Here is an 18,150-nt window from a genome sequence, read left to right on the forward strand (position 1 = left end):
AGTCGAGGCCAAAGAAAAGGCAATAACACACGCCCGGATCTCTCCAGGGCGTGGTTATCATCTGTTGATTTGACTGAAATGATGAAACAGGATCAGGGAACCTGGACCACTTCCCCGCCCATGGGAGTGCACAGTGCCTGCCACTGACGGCCATCAATATTGCTACTGATAAAACGCACGGCGCCATCCATAAATCCACAATGCACACCACCGGTGTGGGCACTGCCTACAGTCCCCCAGTTGATTGTGGTGCCGTAAGTTGCTTTGGGATTGTTAGGAGTCGCATCGATGCGTGTCGAGAAACCAACGTTGCCATAACCGGCTGTCGCGTCATACCAGCTGCGTCCCATATTATTTTTATGAGACGTGGGCAGGACATAATCCAGCCCTTTTGCGAACTCTGAAAAGGTGATCGTGTTACTGGTACCATCCGTGATATTTCGCATTCGCATTTGAGGGTCCGTCACAGCACCAGAGACACTATCTGCAATTCCCCAGCGTGATGCAAACAGCCCATTGGTTGTTCTGGAGCCGTGGATTCCGCACAGACCATATCCATGATTGGCACTGGTTGTCGGATAGTTATGCTGAGCGTAAGTCGCATCATCAATTACAATCGCACTCGGACACATGAAGACTGTGACTTTCGTTTTCCGCGCTTCAGAGTTGGCTGAATTCTGTGGATCGACTGCGAAATCAATTGTGTCATACAGATTTGTCTGATCCAGGTAAGGCAGCAGCATCGTGTAGACCGTATGGGCGTAGTTCCCGTTATCATAAGTACAACAGCAGGCGGGTGAGTTGTAATGATTGACCCCACGCGGAATTACGCCAGCAGTGGTATCAACATAATTGTGCAAGGCCAGACCGAGTTGCTTCAGATTATTTCGACACTGACTGCGTCGCGCTGCTTCGCGGGCCTGCTGAACAGCCGGTAACAGTAAGGCAATCAGAATGGCAATGATTGCAATTACCACCAGTAATTCGATCAGCGTAAAACCCCGTTTTCGCCTCAGAGAATGAAACATTCAATAACTCCTCAATAAATAATAATTTTGATGAACTACAAGAGTCCTCTGAATTCTGCCTCAAGAACCTCCACAAATGCATGCTTCGTAGGCTGATATCAGGCCAGTAAAATGCAGATTCAGGGAGTTTTTTAAAGCTACCCGTTGAATCCGCAAAATCGATGCCACAATACCAACCAGATAGCGAAAGCAGAGTTACCTCTGAACAATATTTTCGATCAGCCAGGATGTATCACAATAATATGTATACGTATCAGTAACAAATTGGCGTAATACGATCGCAGATCCAGAACGAAGGAGTCTTCGTGGAATAGATTCATACAGCCTGGTGAACAGGCAAATGCAGACAGGCACGTCCAACTTGCAGCCGATGAACTGGCTGAGAGTAGATTATTTTGTTTTCAACTCAAACGGAAATTCACCACCTGCATCAGTGACTTTGGCGGTCAGCTTTGAATCGGTGAAGCTGCTGTATTGGGGAGGCAGTGCTTCATCAGCGCCGAGGTTAGCCGGTGGTTCAGATCCATCGATTTTAATCGGAGTCCCATCCGCTTTCAGGAAATAATTGATCACAACGCGATACTCTCCCGGAGGCGCACCAGCGGCACCCCGGATCTGCTCCAGAGTATATTTCCCCGACTCATCGGTCACGCCGACACATTCAATTCCTTTCGTCGCGCCCATCGGAACAAAGGTCACGGTAGCAGACTTGATCGGCTTTCCGTTCAAACTCACGACTCCCGAAACAGGAGCTGTATCTGGTAATGATTCCGCAACGGTAGTTCCGCCACAACCCGACAATCCTGCTGTAAAAACCACGAACAGTGAATAAAGACTCAAACGGTAGTACATTGCATTTTTTCCTGAAAACTCCGGACTGATCCTCTTGTGCACGGACATGCAGAATCAGTCCGGATTTAAGTTGAAGCTTCTTTCAGCGCCCCGGTCTCTGATCAATCAGGGACTTCGGAAACACAGAATCGAGTCCATAAAATTTATCTGCGGACGACAGGTTTAAAATCAGAATTCACCCAGCACATTGCCATCAGCCATACGGGCCAGGTTCTGGCGAGTGGTAGTGTCGATGTTCTCACTGATAAAACGGACGGATCCATCTGCCAGTGTGAAGTGAGCCCCTCCCGTATGCAGGCTTCCCGCATAGGCCCAGCTCCCCAGTTTTCCCTGTGGTTGCTGCTGCGGTGAGGCAGAGCTGTACCAGAACCGATTGATCGGATAAGAGACCAGGTTCAGACCGACCATCACGTGACCGCGATAACCCCAGGCATTGGTGCCGCCGTTATAAACATTCCGTGTCGTTTCACCAACCATCATGGTATTACTGGTACCATCTTTAACATCATCCAGACGACACTTACTGTTATCACCAAACATGCACTTACTGGTGGCTGCTGTTCCGGCCCAGTTTTCACAGGAGTTGTAGGGAGTAATCGTAATGAAATCGTAGTTCGTTTTGGCACCGCCGGTTCCTGTATTGGTCGCTGAAATCCCATAACTGCTTGTAGGAGCGGAAATAAACTCGGTTCCTGGATCAGAGGGACACAGAAAAACGGTCACCAGGGTTTTCACAACAGCAGCATTTCCATTGGTCACGGGATCATCACCAGCAGACAGGGTTCCAGGCCCCGTTGAGATACTGGAGTGCGTGGTAGCACAGCCACTGGAATTATACTGATTGTAAAGGTTTGCCTGATCCAGATAGGGTAGAATCATTGTCAAACCAGAAGCCATCAGTCGGGGAGTCGTGCAGCGACCGATATGAGCCGGTGGCATCACCGAAAATGTTTCATGATAATTATGCAACGCCAGCCCGAGTTGCTTTAAATTGTTTTTGCATTGAGAACGTCTGGCTGCTTCTCGCGCCTGTTGTACAGCAGGTAGCAACAGTGCAATCAAAATCGCAATGATCGCGATCACCACCAGCAACTCAATCAGAGTGAAACCGCGTTTACGTGAAACTAACCGTGACATCAGCATCTCCTGGAAATATTCTGGATGAAATGAAATAAATTAAAGCGTTCCGTTCAATCTGCCTGCTCAACTGCTTGTCGAACCCGCAAGGCTGCGACAATTTTGTGCTGAATTGGAATCTGAAAATCGGCTTTCATCAACAAACTTTAGATAAGCAAAATCAGTGCCACTTTCTTTTTCTGATTCAATGAATCTTTTTTGAGTCATCAAACAATTCCCTACCTGACAAGACGCATCCCTAACCTTATCATGGACTAATGAATGTCACCCATTACACTTTCATTGAAGGTCAGACAATCTATGAAATCAGTTACGCTCGCTTTCCTGGTTCTCACATCACTTGTTGTTAACTCCGCCCAGGCGGAACTACCGGTCAAAAAAACAGACCTTCTCATTGTGGGAGGCACCGAGTCTGGTTGGGCCGCCGCGATTCAGGCTGCCCGGCAGGGAGTGAAGTCTATCACGCTGGTCCTGGATGGTGACTGGCTGGGCGGGCAGTACACAGAACAGGCGTTGGCCTGCGTCGACGAAAACAAAGGCCCGGGGAAAGTCGGCTGGGGGGTCGACTGGCATCCCATGAAACGATCCTTCCACCGCAGCGGACTGTTCAAAGAACTGATGGACCGTATTGAAGCCTTCAATACGGAAAAGTACGGCTCTGCCATGCCGGGCCGCCCGTTTCATGGGCCATCCACTTTTCGACCTGCGGAAGCAGAAGCCATATTTCGGGAACTGCTTCAGCCTTATCGAGACAATGGACAGGTCACACTCATCACCCGACATTACCCGGTCAAAGCGGATGTGAATCAGTCCGGTTCCCACCCCCGCTTAACCGGCCTCTGGTTTGCTCCCGCCGGTTCCGAACAGCCGGACCTGCACATTCAGGCGCGACTGACGATTGATGCCTCTGACTGGGGAGACGTGATTCAGGTCTCCGGGACTGACTTTGAAATGGGAGCTGATCCGCGCTCGCGCTATCAAGAACCAAGTGCACCCGTGGATTTATCTGACTATCCTGCCAATGAAATGAACCCGATCACCTGGGCAATGATCATTGAAGAATCGAACCAGGACACTCCCATTCCCCAGCCAGATCACTATGACGATCGTAATTTTGTCCGCACTTCCAAATTGAGTCTGGCAGAGATGAAACAATTACTATGGGATCGTCCCGTCAAACTGGGCTCGATTCCACACTGGCCCGATCAAGGCAAAGCGTCTCCGCGGCAGCTTTCCATATTTACTGTGCGGCGGATTGTGGATGGCGAGACCAGCAAAGACCGACGCACCAGTATCCTGCTGAATTACATGCTCGGTCAGGATTACCCGCTGGAACGATTACCCCAGCAGGTCGTCACCGCACTCGAAGCCACCGAGCCCGGCGCATCAGAGAAAAACATCGTGTTAATGACACGTCCGCAGCGAAAGATCATTTTTGAAGATGCCAAACGGCACTCTCTGAGCCTGCTCTACCACCTGCAGAATTATGTTCATACTCGTGCTCCCGACAAAACCAACAGCTTTCGTCATTTTCATTTGAGCGACGAGTTCGGAACGACAGACCACCTGCCCCCCAAACCCTATATTCGTGAGTCCCTGCGTTTGAAAGCCATGTATATGATGCGTGAACAGGACGGACGCAATCAGGATGGTCCCCATAAAAAATTCGCGCGTGAGCGTTTCTCGCAGGTCATGTATCCGGACGGACTCTTCGCCTGGCAGTTTCATTATGACTTCCATCGTACGGGACGGGCCTACTTGAAATCGGAAGGCAACACCGGTCCCTGGATCGATTACGAGAAACCGGGGCGCAACACCAGCCTGGTCAGTGACCGCAGTCTGTTTCCTTTAAGAAGCCTGGTTCCTGCCGAAATGGATGGTTTACTGGGTGCTCAGAAAAATGTGGGCTACAGCAGCATTGTCAGTGCAGCGATTCGACTGCACGATCAGTGTGTCGCCATCGGTCAGGCGGCAGGCGCGACTGCTGCGATTTCATTACAACACGATATCGCACCTCGCGAAATCCCCTATGATCGTGCAAAACTGGAACAGGTCAGAACCGGATTATGCGACGGATCAAAAGCAGGCGTCGCCTTGTTGATCTGGCCTTATCGTGATCTGGCCCCCTCGCACCCCGCCTTTATCGCCATCAACCGACTGGCGGCGCGCGGCGCCTTGCCGATGGAAGTTCGCAAGGTGGATTTTCAACCCGATGCTCCCGCCAGTCCCAAATGGCGTCAGGAGGTCCAGCGACTCGCTTATCAATCTGTCAATGTGGCAAACCTCACATTTACATTCAACGAAAACATGAGTCGCGGAGAATTCTGCCAACAGTTATGGGATGGGCTGAAAGACCTGCCTCTCCGTCCTTACACACGCGTGAAACCAGATGACGCAGATGCAGACGGAATCCTGGATCGGGATGACCCCACATTGTTTACGCCCGGTGAACCGGTTCAGTGGAAAAAAATCACATCCGTCACTGACGCAGATCAGAATGGCATTGTGAATCTCATAAAATCTCCGCAGGAACGCCGGATTAATTTCGCTGGAAAAAATATCCCTCCCTTGTCTGGATTTGAAGCGGATCAGGGAGCTGTCTTTAATCCGCAGCGAGGCTTCGGCTGGCAGCGTGACCTGAGTCAGAATGTGCGTCAGCGCAAACAGGTACCGGAAGTCTATCGTGATACCTTCGTATTTACCCGCGATCACGACCTCTGGGAATGTACGGTTCCCAATGGACGCTGGCAGGTCACTGTCTGTGTGGGAGATGCCGGCCATGATCAGATCGGACAATGGGTCTCTGTGGAAGGAAAACAGATCATTCAGGATTTTTCCACCGTTGGCGGGTCGTTTCTGAAAAAGCACACCCAGGTGGAGGTGAGAGATGGCCGACTAACCGTTGAGATTGGAAAACCCAAGGCAGGCACCAATACCTGTCTGAACTGGCTCGCATTTGAACCGATCCCCCCAGCCGGAACATCCCGATAACTTTGATCATCTATGAATTCCAGTCCCTCTGCCCGAGTTCCTATGTCCTTTCTCTGATAATTCCGTTTAATAACGTCAGAACCTGTCTTATCAGGCCTATTTGTCGTTATTTTCGACGAGTCACATAGAATCGTATTGAACGCATCAAGTCTTGACGATATATTTAATAAGATTAATAATATCAGAAGTGATATCGCTCAGACTTCAAAAATATCAACTGGAACTGGAATCGGAAATGAAGTTCGGTCCCCATTCGCGTACTCATACACAGCACGCTTTCACAGCGTTTAACCCGCTGGTCCCCGAAGGTTTAGTGCTTCACAGTCGTCGTAACATGCTGAAAGCTTCCCTTGCGGGACTGGCTGGTCTCTCCGTGCCGGGCCTGTTGAAAGCCTCTGATCAACTCCAGTTGGCTGGAAAATCTTCGCTGCCCAAAAAGAGTATTATTCTCCTCTGGATGACGGGGGGCCCCAGTCATATTGATACCTGGGATCCCAAACCGGATCGCCCCATTCAGAATCGTGGCCCGTTCGGCGTAACCCAGACATCGGTCCCCGGTATTACGATTACAGACATGCTCCCCAAACAGGCCGCAATGATGGATCGCTTCACGCTGATTCGGTCTGTCGATCCCAAAATGAGCAGCCATCAACCCAATCAGGTGATGCAGACATCCAACCTGCTGGCAACTCCTCGTACTAATCGGAAAGGCGATCGCTACCCGGCAATGGCATCGATTGTGGCCAAGCATCACGGCGCCAATCATCCCGGTATGCCCCCCTATGTCTCATTCATGAAACACGATTCCCACATTGCCTGGGGCGGATATCTGGGAAAACAATACGACCCTTTCATCGCCAATGAGGCAGCAGACCTGCCCGTTTATGACATGGTGGGTAATGACACAGGGAAAACCAGCGGTGGAAAAATGTTTCAGTTTGCACCCGGGCTCTCCTTTGATCGCATGAAAAACAGACGCGATCTGATGCTGCAGTTCGATCAGATGCGGAGCGGCATTGACCAGGCCGGTTCGATGCAGGCCATCGACAGTTACAGCCGTCGCGCATATGACATGGTACTCGGACAACGCGTGCAGGATGCGTTCGATCTCAACAAAGAAAGCCCCGAAACCCGGGACCGCTACGGAAAACACCTCTGGTGTCAGCAGGCTCTGCTGGCAAGAAGACTCGTGGAAGCAGGCAGTTCCTTCGTCACTCTGGATTTGAGTTACCATACCGCCTCCGGTACCTGGGACAACCATGGTGACAATATTCCTCCCTACGGCGGAATTAAAAATGGTCTCGGTCCCCTGCTCCCCCTGTTTGACCATCTGTTGACGACTCTGGTTTCTGATCTGGAAGAACGATCGATTCTGGACGATGTTCTGGTGATCGCCATGGGCGAATTCGGTCGCTCACCCATTTCAGGTACCCAAGGCAGTACCGATGGACGCAATCACTGGCCGGTGGTCATGTCAATGTGCCTGGCCGGCGGTGGTATGAACCACGGACAGGTCATCGGTGCCAGCGAACATGACGGCAGTGAGATCAAACACCGACCCGTGCGACCGGGAGATCTGGCGGCGACCATCTATCGATACATGGGAGTCCCCCTCGATACGCACTACATTGATGATAAAGGACGCCCCATTTTTGCTGTGGAAAACGGGGAACCGATTCACGAACTTTTCTGATCGCACCACATTTCACTAGAGCAGCTTCTCTAAAAATATCGAAAACCCTCCTTAAACGCAGCGATTCCCCGTTTGATTTTCCGGGAGCATGAGATAATCTGCATGCTGAGACTGCAGCCCGATGCGCTGTGGCTCTCGATTTCGTAGACTACGTTGATATGAAACTCCTGGCGCTCTTTCAGAAACTGTCCCGATTCCATGACCAGTTCCACCGCTTCACTGTCAGACGATTCTCTCAATCAGTCCTCACAGGATTCCCGCCTGCGCTGGTCTGTTTACTTACTGCTGTTAACAGTCACATGCGGACAAAGCCTGGCAGCCATCATGAACAGCGCGCCGCTGCAAAGTGCCAACGACCGTTCCCGCTGGTGCACAGTCTGGTCGCTGGTAGAAGAAGGCACCTACCAGATCGATACCATCAACGATCGTCCGGGCTGGTCGAGCATCGACAAAGTCAGACACGAAGGCCACTTCTATTCCTCGAAGCCCCCGTTATTCCCGACCATAGTCGCGGGACTTTACTGGTTCATCAAAACCACAACGGGATTGAACCTGAACCGGAATCTGCATGATGTGGCTCACCTGATCCTGATCGCCGTCAATTTAATTCCCATGCTGATCGCGCTGCTGCTGATCTGTAAAATAGTGGAACGTTACGCAACCAAACTCTTCACGCGATATTTTGTGGTCATTGCAGCCTGCTTCGCCACACTCCTCACACCGTTTCTATTAACCTTAAATAATCATTCCATCGCCGCATCTTGTGCCGTATTTACACTTTATTCACTGATGCGAATCCTGCTCGATGGCGAACAACGCAAACGCTATTTCCTACTGGCTGGTTTCTTCGCCATGTTGACCTGTTGCAATGAACTGCCAGCAGCTGTGTTTGGCTTGGTTGTTTTTGGGTTGCTGTTCCGGGCTAACCCCCGCCTGACCTTACTTGCCTTTTCACCGGCGGCACTGGTTCCCCTGCTCGGTTTCTTCGTCACCAATTACGCGGCGACCGGAGGCTGGAAACCGTTTTACATGTACTACGGAACCGAAAAATATCTGTACGAACACAAAGGGGTACCCAGCTACTGGAACAATCCCCAGGATCTCGACCGGAATCTTGATTCACCCCTGGTCTACTTTTTTCATTGCACGCTGGGCCATCATGGCATTTTCTCACTCTCGCCTATCTATTTCCTGACACTTTTCTCCTGGTTGAGAATCAGCAAAAACAAATTACACATCCTGCGCCCCCTGTTATGGATCAGCCTGATGATTAGCGTGATCGTGTTTGGGTTTTATCTCTCTCGGACGGGGAATTACAACTACGGCGGCAACAGTGCCGCACTCCGCTGGATGCTCTGGCTGACCCCGTTCTGGCTCATCAGTATGATTCCCCTACTCGATGAGTTATCAGAGAAACGCTGGCTGAGGGGACTGGGGATCCTCTGCCTGCTGGGGTCCGTTTTCTCAGCACAGCATCCGCTGCACAACCCCTGGCGGGCCCCCTGGATCTACTCCATGTTTGAGCAGGCTGGCTGGATTGACTATAAGCAACCACCGCCTGCCCTGCAACGCCCCTTGACGACCTGGCTGGCATCCATTCCGGAACCTGGCCGGGAAATCCCTGAACCCTATGTCGTATTTTCCGGACCTGCGAATGATGGTCGCCTGGTCAAACTTAGAATCAGCCTGCAACCATCGTCTGATGATTCTTTACGCGTGATTCAAGTCACTCACTCCATCGGCAGCGAGACGCGCGATTCGAAGCAATACACGATCAACATCGCAGACTTCAACGCAGGAAAGTGGCCTCAGGAGTTCCTGCGCTGGCCGAATCAGGAAGTCAGTCAGGCTGAAAAATATTCCGCCTACCGCTTCTTCTACGGCATGCCTCGGCCACGGAAGTATAATCCTGGTAAACCACGGCATCTGTTTACCCCACTCAGAGAAGATGCCTTTGAATGCCAGTTGGCAGCTTCACAAGTCTCCGTCACCATCGCCGCCAAAACAGCAGCAGAGCAGAAAATGCGATACCGCAAAGATCTCTGGCTCTGCGACCAGATTCCATTTGGAGTTGCGAAACTGGAAACGTCAGTCTATGACTCGGATTCTAATCTGCTTCTCAGCCGACAGACACTGGTAGTCACTGACTGCAGCAGTGACACCAGTCCTCCATCAGCTGAAGAACCTTGACTGATTCACTCTTTAGGAGCAGCAGGACCTGCAACAGGTTGAATCCACGCACGCTCCACTTCACCCGTTTCCGACGGATTCGGATGCAGTTTGGAAGATCGGACGATCGCTCTGACATAAATTTCTTTCCCCGTCAGATCATAACTTGCGGAAGTTCCTTTAACGGATTTCAGTGTCTCGCCAATTTTCTTGCTGTAACGTTTGGTGGTGTTTATTTCCTCACCTTTTTGATTCAGCACGGGAATGCCCCGCTGGGGATAGCCTTCCAGTGTGCCGACAAAGTCGGTGGTGTAGGTCACACCCTCTTCCGGTTCGATTTCCACCTGAATCCCCTGATCCGAATAAGTCACCGATTTCAGTTTGACACCGGAAGAAGCATAAAAACGACCCGCTTCCATCGCTTCGACCAGTGCTTCGGGTTTGAGTTCTTCCGACAGGATCACAACCCAGCCTCGGCCTGGTTCGCTGGCACGACTCGGAATTTTATGGTAGTTGTGTCCGTCATCAGTCCCGAGCCCGTACATGATGGGCAGTTTCAATTCTGCCAGCCGCTTCGTCAGAACAATATCCCAGATCTGTTCGGTACTGGCATGCGCTTCATCACCTGAATCATTCACACCGGGATGTCCGTTATAAACTTCAAAGAAGTTTTCACCAACCACTTTCATCAAATCTTCCGCAGTGACCCCATAATGAAAGTTCGGATGATTGAGATGGATCATCATTTTCTGTCCGGACCGTTCTCGTTGAGACACTAAAGCGTTGGTATTGTTCTGCATCACTTCGTATACACTCTTACCACCCAGGGGTGTCAGCAGTGAATGCACGTTGGTCGCATTCATATGCACGGGATAATTTTTGTAGCGATCCGTGACTTCCTCACTTTGGATCAGCAGATATTTTCCCGGCTCTCCCAGTTTGTCGGAGACTTCTTCAAACGTGCGCAAACGAACTTCAATTTGGCCATCCTTATTTTTTCGCTCTTCCACCCAGTCAGGAAATCGCTTCTTCAATTCTTCGTAAGCATGCAGCTTCCCTTTGTTTTTTTCAGGCACTGTCCAGCGCTCTGAATTTGAGAGGACGTTATGATCGGTAAACGACAGAAAATCATATCCATGGGACTTATACCAGTCCGCGATCATTTCCAGATAATCATCCCCGTCACTCCAGAGTGAATGGGTATGTAAATTTCCCTTGTACCACTTCTGGCCCGCTGTTTCCTTCAACTCAATCGTTTCTGCCGCACCTGCCAGCGAACCTGCCAGACAGAAACAGACCAGAAACAGCAGACAGACGGCTGGAATACGAACTGCATGCCCGCAGGCAGAATAGTGTTGAAAACGATGCATGTTGATAGCTCCGAAGTAAAAGTTCACTCAATCAAAGATAGTTTAAAACTCAAAATCCCGGGGGTGCATTTGTAATCAGATCGGCCTGCAGTTCATGCTGCTTATAGACATCCGGCGCCGCTACAGGCTTCAAGATAAAACCGGCATTCACCAGATTACGTAACGATACCGGAGACGCCCCCCAGCGAACTATTACTTGTTTTCCTGCATCCAGGTTTTCTTCGTCCGGTTTTTCTGCTGCAACTGCCGTACTGATTTCCGCCGGTATATTCAGATCCTGAGGGATCACTGCCCCCTGAACCTGTTTGTAGTCAATGTTTCCCCAGAGATAGAAAATCAGAAAAGTGAGCTCAAGGGGAGGTTCAATTTTACTGACCAGCAAACAGTGATCCACATTCTGAGTCAGTCTCAGTTGATGTTCAAACTGCAACAACCGCTCACCTGCCGGGTTTGGTTTGGGAACCGAATACACTCCAGAGACAACATGCAGCGCGGACAGGGAAATGACCATGGCAATTTCCACAAGCCGATGCCCATCCTCTTTTTTAAACCGATGGCTATACCAGAGCACCATTACCAGTGATAATCCCAGTATGATCAACTGTCGCAGAAAATGGGCTGAGATTCGGGGACTGAGCGTATCTGTATGCGAAGCGCTGAGAAAGATAACAGCCAGGACCCCTAACGTAAAAACTGCCAGGACCGTCGGGTAACTGACGTGACGCAACGCGATCTGCTGAAACTCCCAGGCGACAATCGCCAGCATCGGGATAATAAAAAACAGCTTCCACATGGCACGCGTGCTGGCATTCATTTCAGGCAGATATTGCACACCCCACCAGAACAAAGCACCAATCAATACCCACATCACAATGAGTCTTAACCAGGCAATCTCCTGCATGTTCCCTTGAGGATAAATGACCCGCCTCAGACCATGAAACAGTCCGAACACCGCGAATCCCAGCAGGAATCCCATTGAAGAAATGATATCTCGCACAAAATACGAAGGATAAAATTCTGTTTTCCAGTACAGGCTGATATTCGGCTGACCCGGACCGGCAAACCACTTACCCCAGAATCCCTCGATCTGAGATGCCGCCATCAGTTCCCACCAGCCGCCCACTGCAAATCCGGTGAAGGCCAGGATAAAAAATGATTTCCAGATGCGGACGACCTGCTTGAAGACCGGTGCCTTCTTCTGCTCGCTCCCTGAACGGGTTTTGGGCAATTCCGCTGGATTCAAAATATAAAGCCCCAACATCAACAGCACACCTAACGCCAGTGCGCCCCCCGAGAGCAGACACAGTCCCAGTGAAATCCCGCCACCCAGCAGTTTGTAAGAGACAATTCCTGACTCGGAACGGAGATGTGTGATGAATCCCCAGATCGTGAGCAGCGCAAACAGAATCGGAAACGCAGGCGCTTCGATCAGTTGTACCTGTTTCAGTACCACCGGATGAAACGCCAGTAGAAAGCAGAATACCAGCGCATACCGGGGGTTACACACTTTCCTGGTCAGACGATAAGCCACGTAAAGCATGCAGGCCGTCGAAAAATAAGAGAATAAAACCAGGGAGGAAGACCAGTGACCAATCACAGACAACAGCCCTGTAAACATCCAGCGTATCAAAGGGGGCTGAGAGATCAGAGCATTTGTGCTGTCCCCAATCAGTTCTGCTTTTCCCAGACACTGCAGACCAAACCAGGCAGAGAGCTCGTCGATGCGATAAGAGTGAAAGGCCAGCAGGCCCGGCCCGAGTGCCAGCAACGCCACCAGAGGCGACATCACAGCCGCGCGCCGCATCACCGGAAACAGATCCTGAGCAGGTTCCACTGATCGCTGCAACAGTTCCTGATCACTGATAATTACCAAAGGGGCTATCCTTCCAGACATCCAGGCCGGCAGGCTGACAGTCACCCGCTGACACGATGCAAGATCACACAAATATAAAACTCTTTGAACCAGCCGGTATTGTATCGCTTCTGAAAACTCAGGAACACTCTGCTTACCGGAAAATACCTCAAACGGCAAACGTCGTGCAGGGTTTAACCTCAGTCACGACAACACGTTTCACCAGCCACGAGAACCGCTCCTGACAAATATTCTGATTGTAATCCCTGAACTCAACCAGAACTACGGAACCGGTTGAATCATCACATTTTTTCTAATTTGACTCAAGACAGACTGTCGAAGTAACAAAAATGCGCACCCGCAGACAATGTGTCATTTTTAATCTCAGGATGAGAAATAGGTATAAGGATAGAATGAATTTTTAGGATCCTTCGAGTATTGGCTTCAATATGTCACAACACATCTCCATAGATCACGCTCATCAACTGAGTGAACTCATTAGCCAGGCGATTTCTACATCTGTACTGGTCGCGAACCAGAATGTTCAATATCAGATTGAACAGGAACAGGTTGTTCTTACAGGCATCGTTGGCAGCTATTATGCGAAACAGTTGGCCCAGGAATCTGTCAGCCGCATCCAAGGGGTTCGGCAGGTTGATAACCGTCTGACTGTCACTTCAGATCAAACAGGTCAACCAACACTCAGCACACACTGAATTGACGGTAAAAACCCAACTGATAATGATTTAAGACTTTACGCTCTCATTGACATGTTTTTATGTATACTTTCCAGCAAAAAACATGACAATACATCAGGTTGCGCAGGCTGACCGTTGTCAAATCCGTGCGAATCTTGTTAGAATCCCCGTTCCCCGGCGTTTCTACGGGGGAAGTAGTCATTGTACGCACAGAGGATTCGGGGTGAACCCCCGTCGCAATAAAACCGTCATTCATACATACTAAGGGACACTGGAAGACAATGTCTTTACGAAGATCTCAACTGGAACGTCAGTTACAAAACGCAGAAACGGCAATTGCCGATTACAGCAAGGTCCTGGATGAACAGAACCTGACTCCACAGCAGCGGAAAAAGCATCCCAAATGGAAGCAGGTCAACGCACAACGACTTCAAATTATGAACCGTCTGAAGTCTCTCAAAATCATCGAAGACCGCGAAGAAGCAATCAAACAGGGACTTGCTGCTTCCGAATCTTCAGAAGACTAAATCAAAAGATTTCAGGCAGAGATAACGGCTCCCCATTTTTTTGACGGAGTCACCCCGGAGAGGTGGCAGAGTGGCCGATTGTGCAGCACTGGAAATGCTGTGTCTCGGAAACGGGACCGGGGGTTCGAATCCCCCTCTCTCCGCTTATTTGATTGCCGTTGAGTTGTAACCCTATAACTCAGCGGCATTTACTTTATCTGGACCGCTCCAGAGCTTCCCATTTGTGGCACATTTTGTGGCGTTTTGTGGCACGGGGGTTCTCTGAAAGGCTCTGTTGATGAAGCAATCATCAAAGCAAAACCGTAAGACAACTTTCCGGATCGGCAAAGTTCGTGGCGATCTCCGCGGGAAAATCTGGTACCTCACCTACCACGAAAATGGCAAGCGTTTGCGACCCAAAATCGGTCCGGACAAAGAACAGGCCCGGCAGATGGCCGCGCGTATCAATAGCCAGTTAGAGTCTCACACTCATTCGGTGTTCAATTTTGAACCCGTTCATATCGATGATTTGCAAACCAGATGGCTCAACCATCATGAACAGGTTTTACGATCTTCATTGCAGTCCATCGTCCCTTACAAAACCCTCTTCGTAACGAATTTTGCACGGGCTGATTCCGGAAGTTATGAAGTCAAAGAAACTTACAAAAGTTAAAGTCCACAGCGACTCGGAGGTAACTCGCAGCTTTCGGAGTTTTGATTGGCAGGTTAAAAGCAGCCGCGACACCGATATATAAGGCGAACTGCGTCAACTCTGCGGCCCTGAAGTCGATGAAGGTTCCGCAAAGCCCTGAAAGAGACTGTCCATCGAATGTGAACTGTCTGTCAGCAGGGTACAAATAAAGTGACATCTCCTTATATTACAGCATGTTACCACTGAGACTGATTTTACCACGATGATCCAACTATTTCATCCTCTGCTGACACTGATTGCGACTGCTTCCGACAGCCTGTTGGCCAAATACGTCCTCTATTTGAAAAATGAGAACCGGATTTTGCGGGACCGTACCCCAGGAGCGATTCATACAAAACCTCACGAACGTGCGCAACTCTTGAAATATGGCAAGCCGCTCGGATAAGCGATCAACGAACTGATCACAATCGTCACACCCGTGACCTTTCATCGCTGGGTACGGGAAGAGAAACGAGGCCGGAAGAAATATCCCGTCGGTCGGCCAGGAAAGAGCGTCGTACTGCGCGAACTGATTCTCAAGATCGCCCGTGAAACGGGGTTCGGTTACACTCGAATCCTGGGTGAACTTCGGAAGCTCGGCATCTCCCGGATCTGTCGTCAGACGGTGAAGAACATCGTCAAGGAAGCAGGGATTGAGCCGAGTCCGAAACGAAGTACCGGCACCTGGGACCAGTTTCTCAAAACTCATTCGGAAACACTCTGGGCCTGCGATTTCTTTACGAAACGAACCGTGACACCGCGGGGGCTCGTCGATTTGTATGTGTTAGTTTTCATGCATCTTGAAACGCGTGAAGTCTTTGTGACACCCTCAACCCGAAGTCCGGACTCAGCCTAGGTCACAAATCAGGCCAAAGCATTTGTAAACCACGTTGCCGATCGGGATGAGAAGCCGACCTGCCTGATCCATGATCGAGACACAAAGTTCTCTATCGAATTCAAACAGTTTCTGAAGAACAAAGACATTCAGCCAAAGAGGCTGCCAATCCGTTCTCCCAATTTAAATGCCCGGGTCGAAAGGTTTGTGCAAACGATTAAATACGAAGCCTTGAATCATTTCATCGCTTTCGGCAAAGTGCATCTCGATTATCTTGTTTCTGAGTTTGTTGATTATTACAACAAGCATCGAGCGCACAGCTCGCGAGAACATCTGCCGCCCTGCTGTGCCGAGCCGCCGCTGGAATTCGAGACGATCAAGCTTAATGAGATCCATTGCGAGGTACATCTCGGCGGTCTGATCAAGTCGTACAAGCGGATTGCGGCGTAGATCAAATCGAAACACAAGTCATTTCTTCATGCGCAGCGTACGCGCTCCTGAAAGGTCACAACTAACAACTATTCACAGCATACCTGCTCCAACTCGCATCAGTTCTTTCAACAGATTTTGTTTTCAAAGATCAATTACCCGTTGAACTTAACGGGCAACAGTCTTTTTGTACCCGACGCTCGATTGCATTTGTGAAAGACGTCTTTTTTTCAAGTTTATTTGCCCATTCCTGCTGTCTGGTTTCAGCTTCCTGTTTGCTGAAGGGGGCGACTAATAGTGCCGGATCATTTCCAGAGGGTTCTGGTTTAGGGAGGGAAGTAACCGTTACCTGTTTCTAATCGAGCATAGTTTCTGCCTTTGGTATCTGAATTGTCAGTTTGTGAAAACGACCTGAGGAACAACCAACAATCACAGACTTCTCATCTGAACTTATTTTTATAACTTGTGCGGTATCAGCCAGCTCATAGGTTTTGATTAGTTCTCCGTCTTGAAGGCTCCATAATCTGAGAGTATTATCCTTGGAACTGGAAATCACCTGTTTTCCATTGGAAGTCATTGCCGCAGAAGTGATATGATCAGAATGACCTTTTAGCGTTTGGACAACTTGAAGACTTGGAAGTTCCCACAGTGATAGAGTATTGCCATCTGAGCCTGTCATCAACTTATCCCCAGAGGGACTGAATGCGACATAATTAATTCGTTCCGAGACTCCTGCATCTCCTGTATGTTTTGCTAAGTTACGAATCAATGTTCCTTTAGAAAGGCCGTTGGTAATATCCCAGACCTTCAATCCCAGAATGGAACTGGAAATAAGATACTTTTGATTCAGAGCAATACAGGTGCTATACGATCTGTCATACGTACTAATTACCTTTCCGCTGGTGAAGTCCCATACTTTCATGGTACGATCTGATCTCATAGTACGATCAAATGAATAGGAAATAATCTGCTTTCCATCTTCTGAAATTGCAATATTTCTAATTGGCCCTATGTGTCCGCGGAGAATATTCACTAATTGCAATTTCCCATTGTCGTATTTCCAGATTCTAATGGTTTTATCTACATCTCCTGATACAACGTAGTTGCTGTCACGTGTGATCGTAATGCAAGTGACTCTATCAGTATGGCCCGTAACCAATTGCAGTATTTTTTTAGTATTAAGATCCCGTAAAATAAGTGTTGAATCATTGGCAGTAATGGCGAATTTTCCGTCTGATGCGATGGCAATACAGTTGGTCATAGTTTTTCGTTTAAAACGAGATCTTTTATTGTACTCATCAAACGTCGGCCACTCCGAACGAAACTGCACGCGATCTTTCGGCAGCTGCTGAAAAACGGCGAGTTCGGGTTCAGGACGGCCGATCAGGCGTGCCTGCAGTTGTTCGCGTAAGGCTTCGGGATTCTTGCGGAGAACGTGCTGGGACAACTCCAGTGTGCCTTGAACCGTTTGTATGAGCGGATCTTTTTCGGTTTCGTATTCCTCAAGTAACACGTCAATGCCGACCTGGGCCAACCTTTTTTCGATCCAGTCGGGATTCAGGTAATCTGGTTCTTCCGAAACCGGGATCATCAGGCTGTGTGTGAGGGTCTGAGGAAACCCATGCAGTTCTCGTTCCCAGTTTTGACGATCTCGGCTCAGTTTCGCCAGCAGGCTACCAACTGCAGTATCAGGCGGCAGCTTTATCTGCAGCTTCGCTAATCCGTGTTCATCTGTGATAACAGTCCCCAGTGTAATCTGCTTTTTCTCATTCTGCCTGGACTGGTAAACCAGTTCCAGCTTGACATCCTTCAGTGGTTCGCCGGGCTGTTGATCCTGGGCTTCTCCACGCACCGTAAACTGTAGCATGAGCTCGGTTGCCGGCGGTGGCTGAGGAGCCG

16 protein-coding genes and 1 tRNA gene are annotated in these 18,150 nt (G+C 49.7%); 10 read left to right on the top strand and 7 right to left on the bottom strand.

Annotated elements, in window-relative coordinates:
- Positions 1–92: 92 nt before the first annotated feature.
- The 4 genes from Pan161_RS20110 to Pan161_RS30655 all read right to left on the bottom strand — a co-directional run bounded on the left by Pan161_RS20110 (position 93) and on the right by Pan161_RS30655 (position 3,224).
- Positions 93–1,028, bottom strand: coding sequence for a DUF1559 domain-containing protein (locus tag Pan161_RS20110; protein ID WP_145230223.1), 936 nt, complete (start codon positions 1,026–1,028; stop codon positions 93–95).
- Between the two features lie 390 nt (positions 1,029–1,418).
- On the bottom strand, positions 1,419–1,880 hold the full coding sequence (locus Pan161_RS20115) for a carboxypeptidase-like regulatory domain-containing protein (RefSeq protein WP_145230225.1): 462 nt from the start codon (positions 1,878–1,880) through the stop codon (positions 1,419–1,421).
- A 168-nt stretch (positions 1,881–2,048) separates the two neighbouring features.
- Positions 2,049–3,017 (bottom strand): DUF1559 domain-containing protein, encoded by a 969-nt coding sequence (locus tag Pan161_RS20120; RefSeq protein WP_145230227.1) that lies wholly within the window; start codon positions 3,015–3,017, stop codon positions 2,049–2,051.
- A gap of 66 nt (positions 3,018–3,083) precedes the next feature.
- A complete protein-coding gene (locus Pan161_RS30655; RefSeq protein ID WP_197995427.1) occupies positions 3,084–3,224 on the bottom strand; it encodes a hypothetical protein in 141 nt (46 codons plus the stop codon).
- A 93-nt stretch (positions 3,225–3,317) separates the two neighbouring features.
- Between Pan161_RS30655 and Pan161_RS20125 the strand changes: the two genes are divergently transcribed.
- The 3 genes from Pan161_RS20125 (at position 3,318) to Pan161_RS20135 (ending at position 9,891) form a co-directional block, all read left to right on the top strand.
- The gene (locus tag Pan161_RS20125; RefSeq protein WP_197995428.1) at positions 3,318–6,008 is read left to right on the top strand and encodes an FAD-dependent oxidoreductase; all 2,691 of its coding nucleotides are present in this window, start codon (positions 3,318–3,320) and stop codon (positions 6,006–6,008) included.
- 235 nt (positions 6,009–6,243) lie between these two features.
- Positions 6,244–7,701 carry a DUF1501 domain-containing protein gene (locus Pan161_RS20130; protein ID WP_145230231.1) on the top strand — a complete coding sequence of 486 codons (1,458 nt, stop codon included), beginning with the start codon at positions 6,244–6,246 and terminating at the stop codon, positions 7,699–7,701.
- 198 nt (positions 7,702–7,899) lie between these two features.
- The gene (locus tag Pan161_RS20135; protein WP_145230233.1) at positions 7,900–9,891 is read left to right on the top strand and encodes a hypothetical protein; all 1,992 of its coding nucleotides are present in this window, start codon (positions 7,900–7,902) and stop codon (positions 9,889–9,891) included.
- A 5-nt stretch (positions 9,892–9,896) separates the two neighbouring features.
- Here the strand turns inward: Pan161_RS20135 and Pan161_RS20140 are convergent, their stop codons facing one another.
- Together Pan161_RS20140 and Pan161_RS20145 are read right to left on the bottom strand one after the other, a co-directional pair.
- Complete coding sequence (locus tag Pan161_RS20140; protein WP_145230235.1) at positions 9,897–11,240, bottom strand: CehA/McbA family metallohydrolase domain-containing protein; 1,344 nt, start codon at positions 11,238–11,240, stop codon at positions 9,897–9,899.
- Between the two features lie 49 nt (positions 11,241–11,289).
- Positions 11,290–13,113 (bottom strand): glycosyltransferase family 39 protein, encoded by a 1,824-nt coding sequence (locus tag Pan161_RS20145; RefSeq protein ID WP_197995429.1) that lies wholly within the window; start codon positions 13,111–13,113, stop codon positions 11,290–11,292.
- 428 nt (positions 13,114–13,541) lie between these two features.
- Between Pan161_RS20145 and Pan161_RS20150 the strand changes: the two genes are divergently transcribed.
- From Pan161_RS20150 to Pan161_RS31430, 7 genes are all read left to right on the top strand, one after another.
- Complete coding sequence (locus tag Pan161_RS20150; RefSeq protein ID WP_145230238.1) at positions 13,542–13,808, top strand: BON domain-containing protein; 267 nt, start codon at positions 13,542–13,544, stop codon at positions 13,806–13,808.
- A gap of 263 nt (positions 13,809–14,071) precedes the next feature.
- On the top strand, positions 14,072–14,317 hold the full coding sequence (locus Pan161_RS20155) for a hypothetical protein (protein ID WP_145230240.1): 246 nt from the start codon (positions 14,072–14,074) through the stop codon (positions 14,315–14,317).
- Between the two features lie 56 nt (positions 14,318–14,373).
- Positions 14,374–14,460: transfer RNA gene (locus Pan161_RS20160), tRNA-Ser, on the top strand.
- A 134-nt stretch (positions 14,461–14,594) separates the two neighbouring features.
- Positions 14,595–14,969 (top strand): Arm DNA-binding domain-containing protein, encoded by a 375-nt coding sequence (locus Pan161_RS20165; protein WP_145230242.1) that lies wholly within the window; start codon positions 14,595–14,597, stop codon positions 14,967–14,969.
- A gap of 241 nt (positions 14,970–15,210) precedes the next feature.
- Positions 15,211–15,393 (top strand): hypothetical protein, encoded by a 183-nt coding sequence (locus tag Pan161_RS20170; RefSeq protein WP_145230243.1) that lies wholly within the window; start codon positions 15,211–15,213, stop codon positions 15,391–15,393.
- Between the two features lie 33 nt (positions 15,394–15,426).
- The gene (locus Pan161_RS20175) at positions 15,427–15,843 is read left to right on the top strand and encodes a hypothetical protein (protein WP_145230245.1); all 417 of its coding nucleotides are present in this window, start codon (positions 15,427–15,429) and stop codon (positions 15,841–15,843) included.
- Positions 15,844–15,990: 147 nt separating this feature from the next.
- The gene (locus Pan161_RS31430; RefSeq protein ID WP_390620753.1) at positions 15,991–16,272 is read left to right on the top strand and encodes an integrase core domain-containing protein; all 282 of its coding nucleotides are present in this window, start codon (positions 15,991–15,993) and stop codon (positions 16,270–16,272) included.
- A 334-nt stretch (positions 16,273–16,606) separates the two neighbouring features.
- Here Pan161_RS31430 and Pan161_RS20185 read toward each other — a convergent pair whose 3' ends face one another.
- Positions 16,607–18,118 carry a beta-propeller domain-containing protein gene (locus tag Pan161_RS20185; RefSeq protein ID WP_197995430.1) on the bottom strand — a complete coding sequence of 504 codons (1,512 nt, stop codon included), beginning with the start codon at positions 18,116–18,118 and terminating at the stop codon, positions 16,607–16,609.
- Between the last annotated feature and the right edge of the window lie 32 nt (positions 18,119–18,150).

The organism is Gimesia algae (genome assembly GCF_007746795.1).
GTDB classification, from domain to species: domain Bacteria; phylum Planctomycetota; class Planctomycetia; order Planctomycetales; family Planctomycetaceae; genus Gimesia; species Gimesia algae.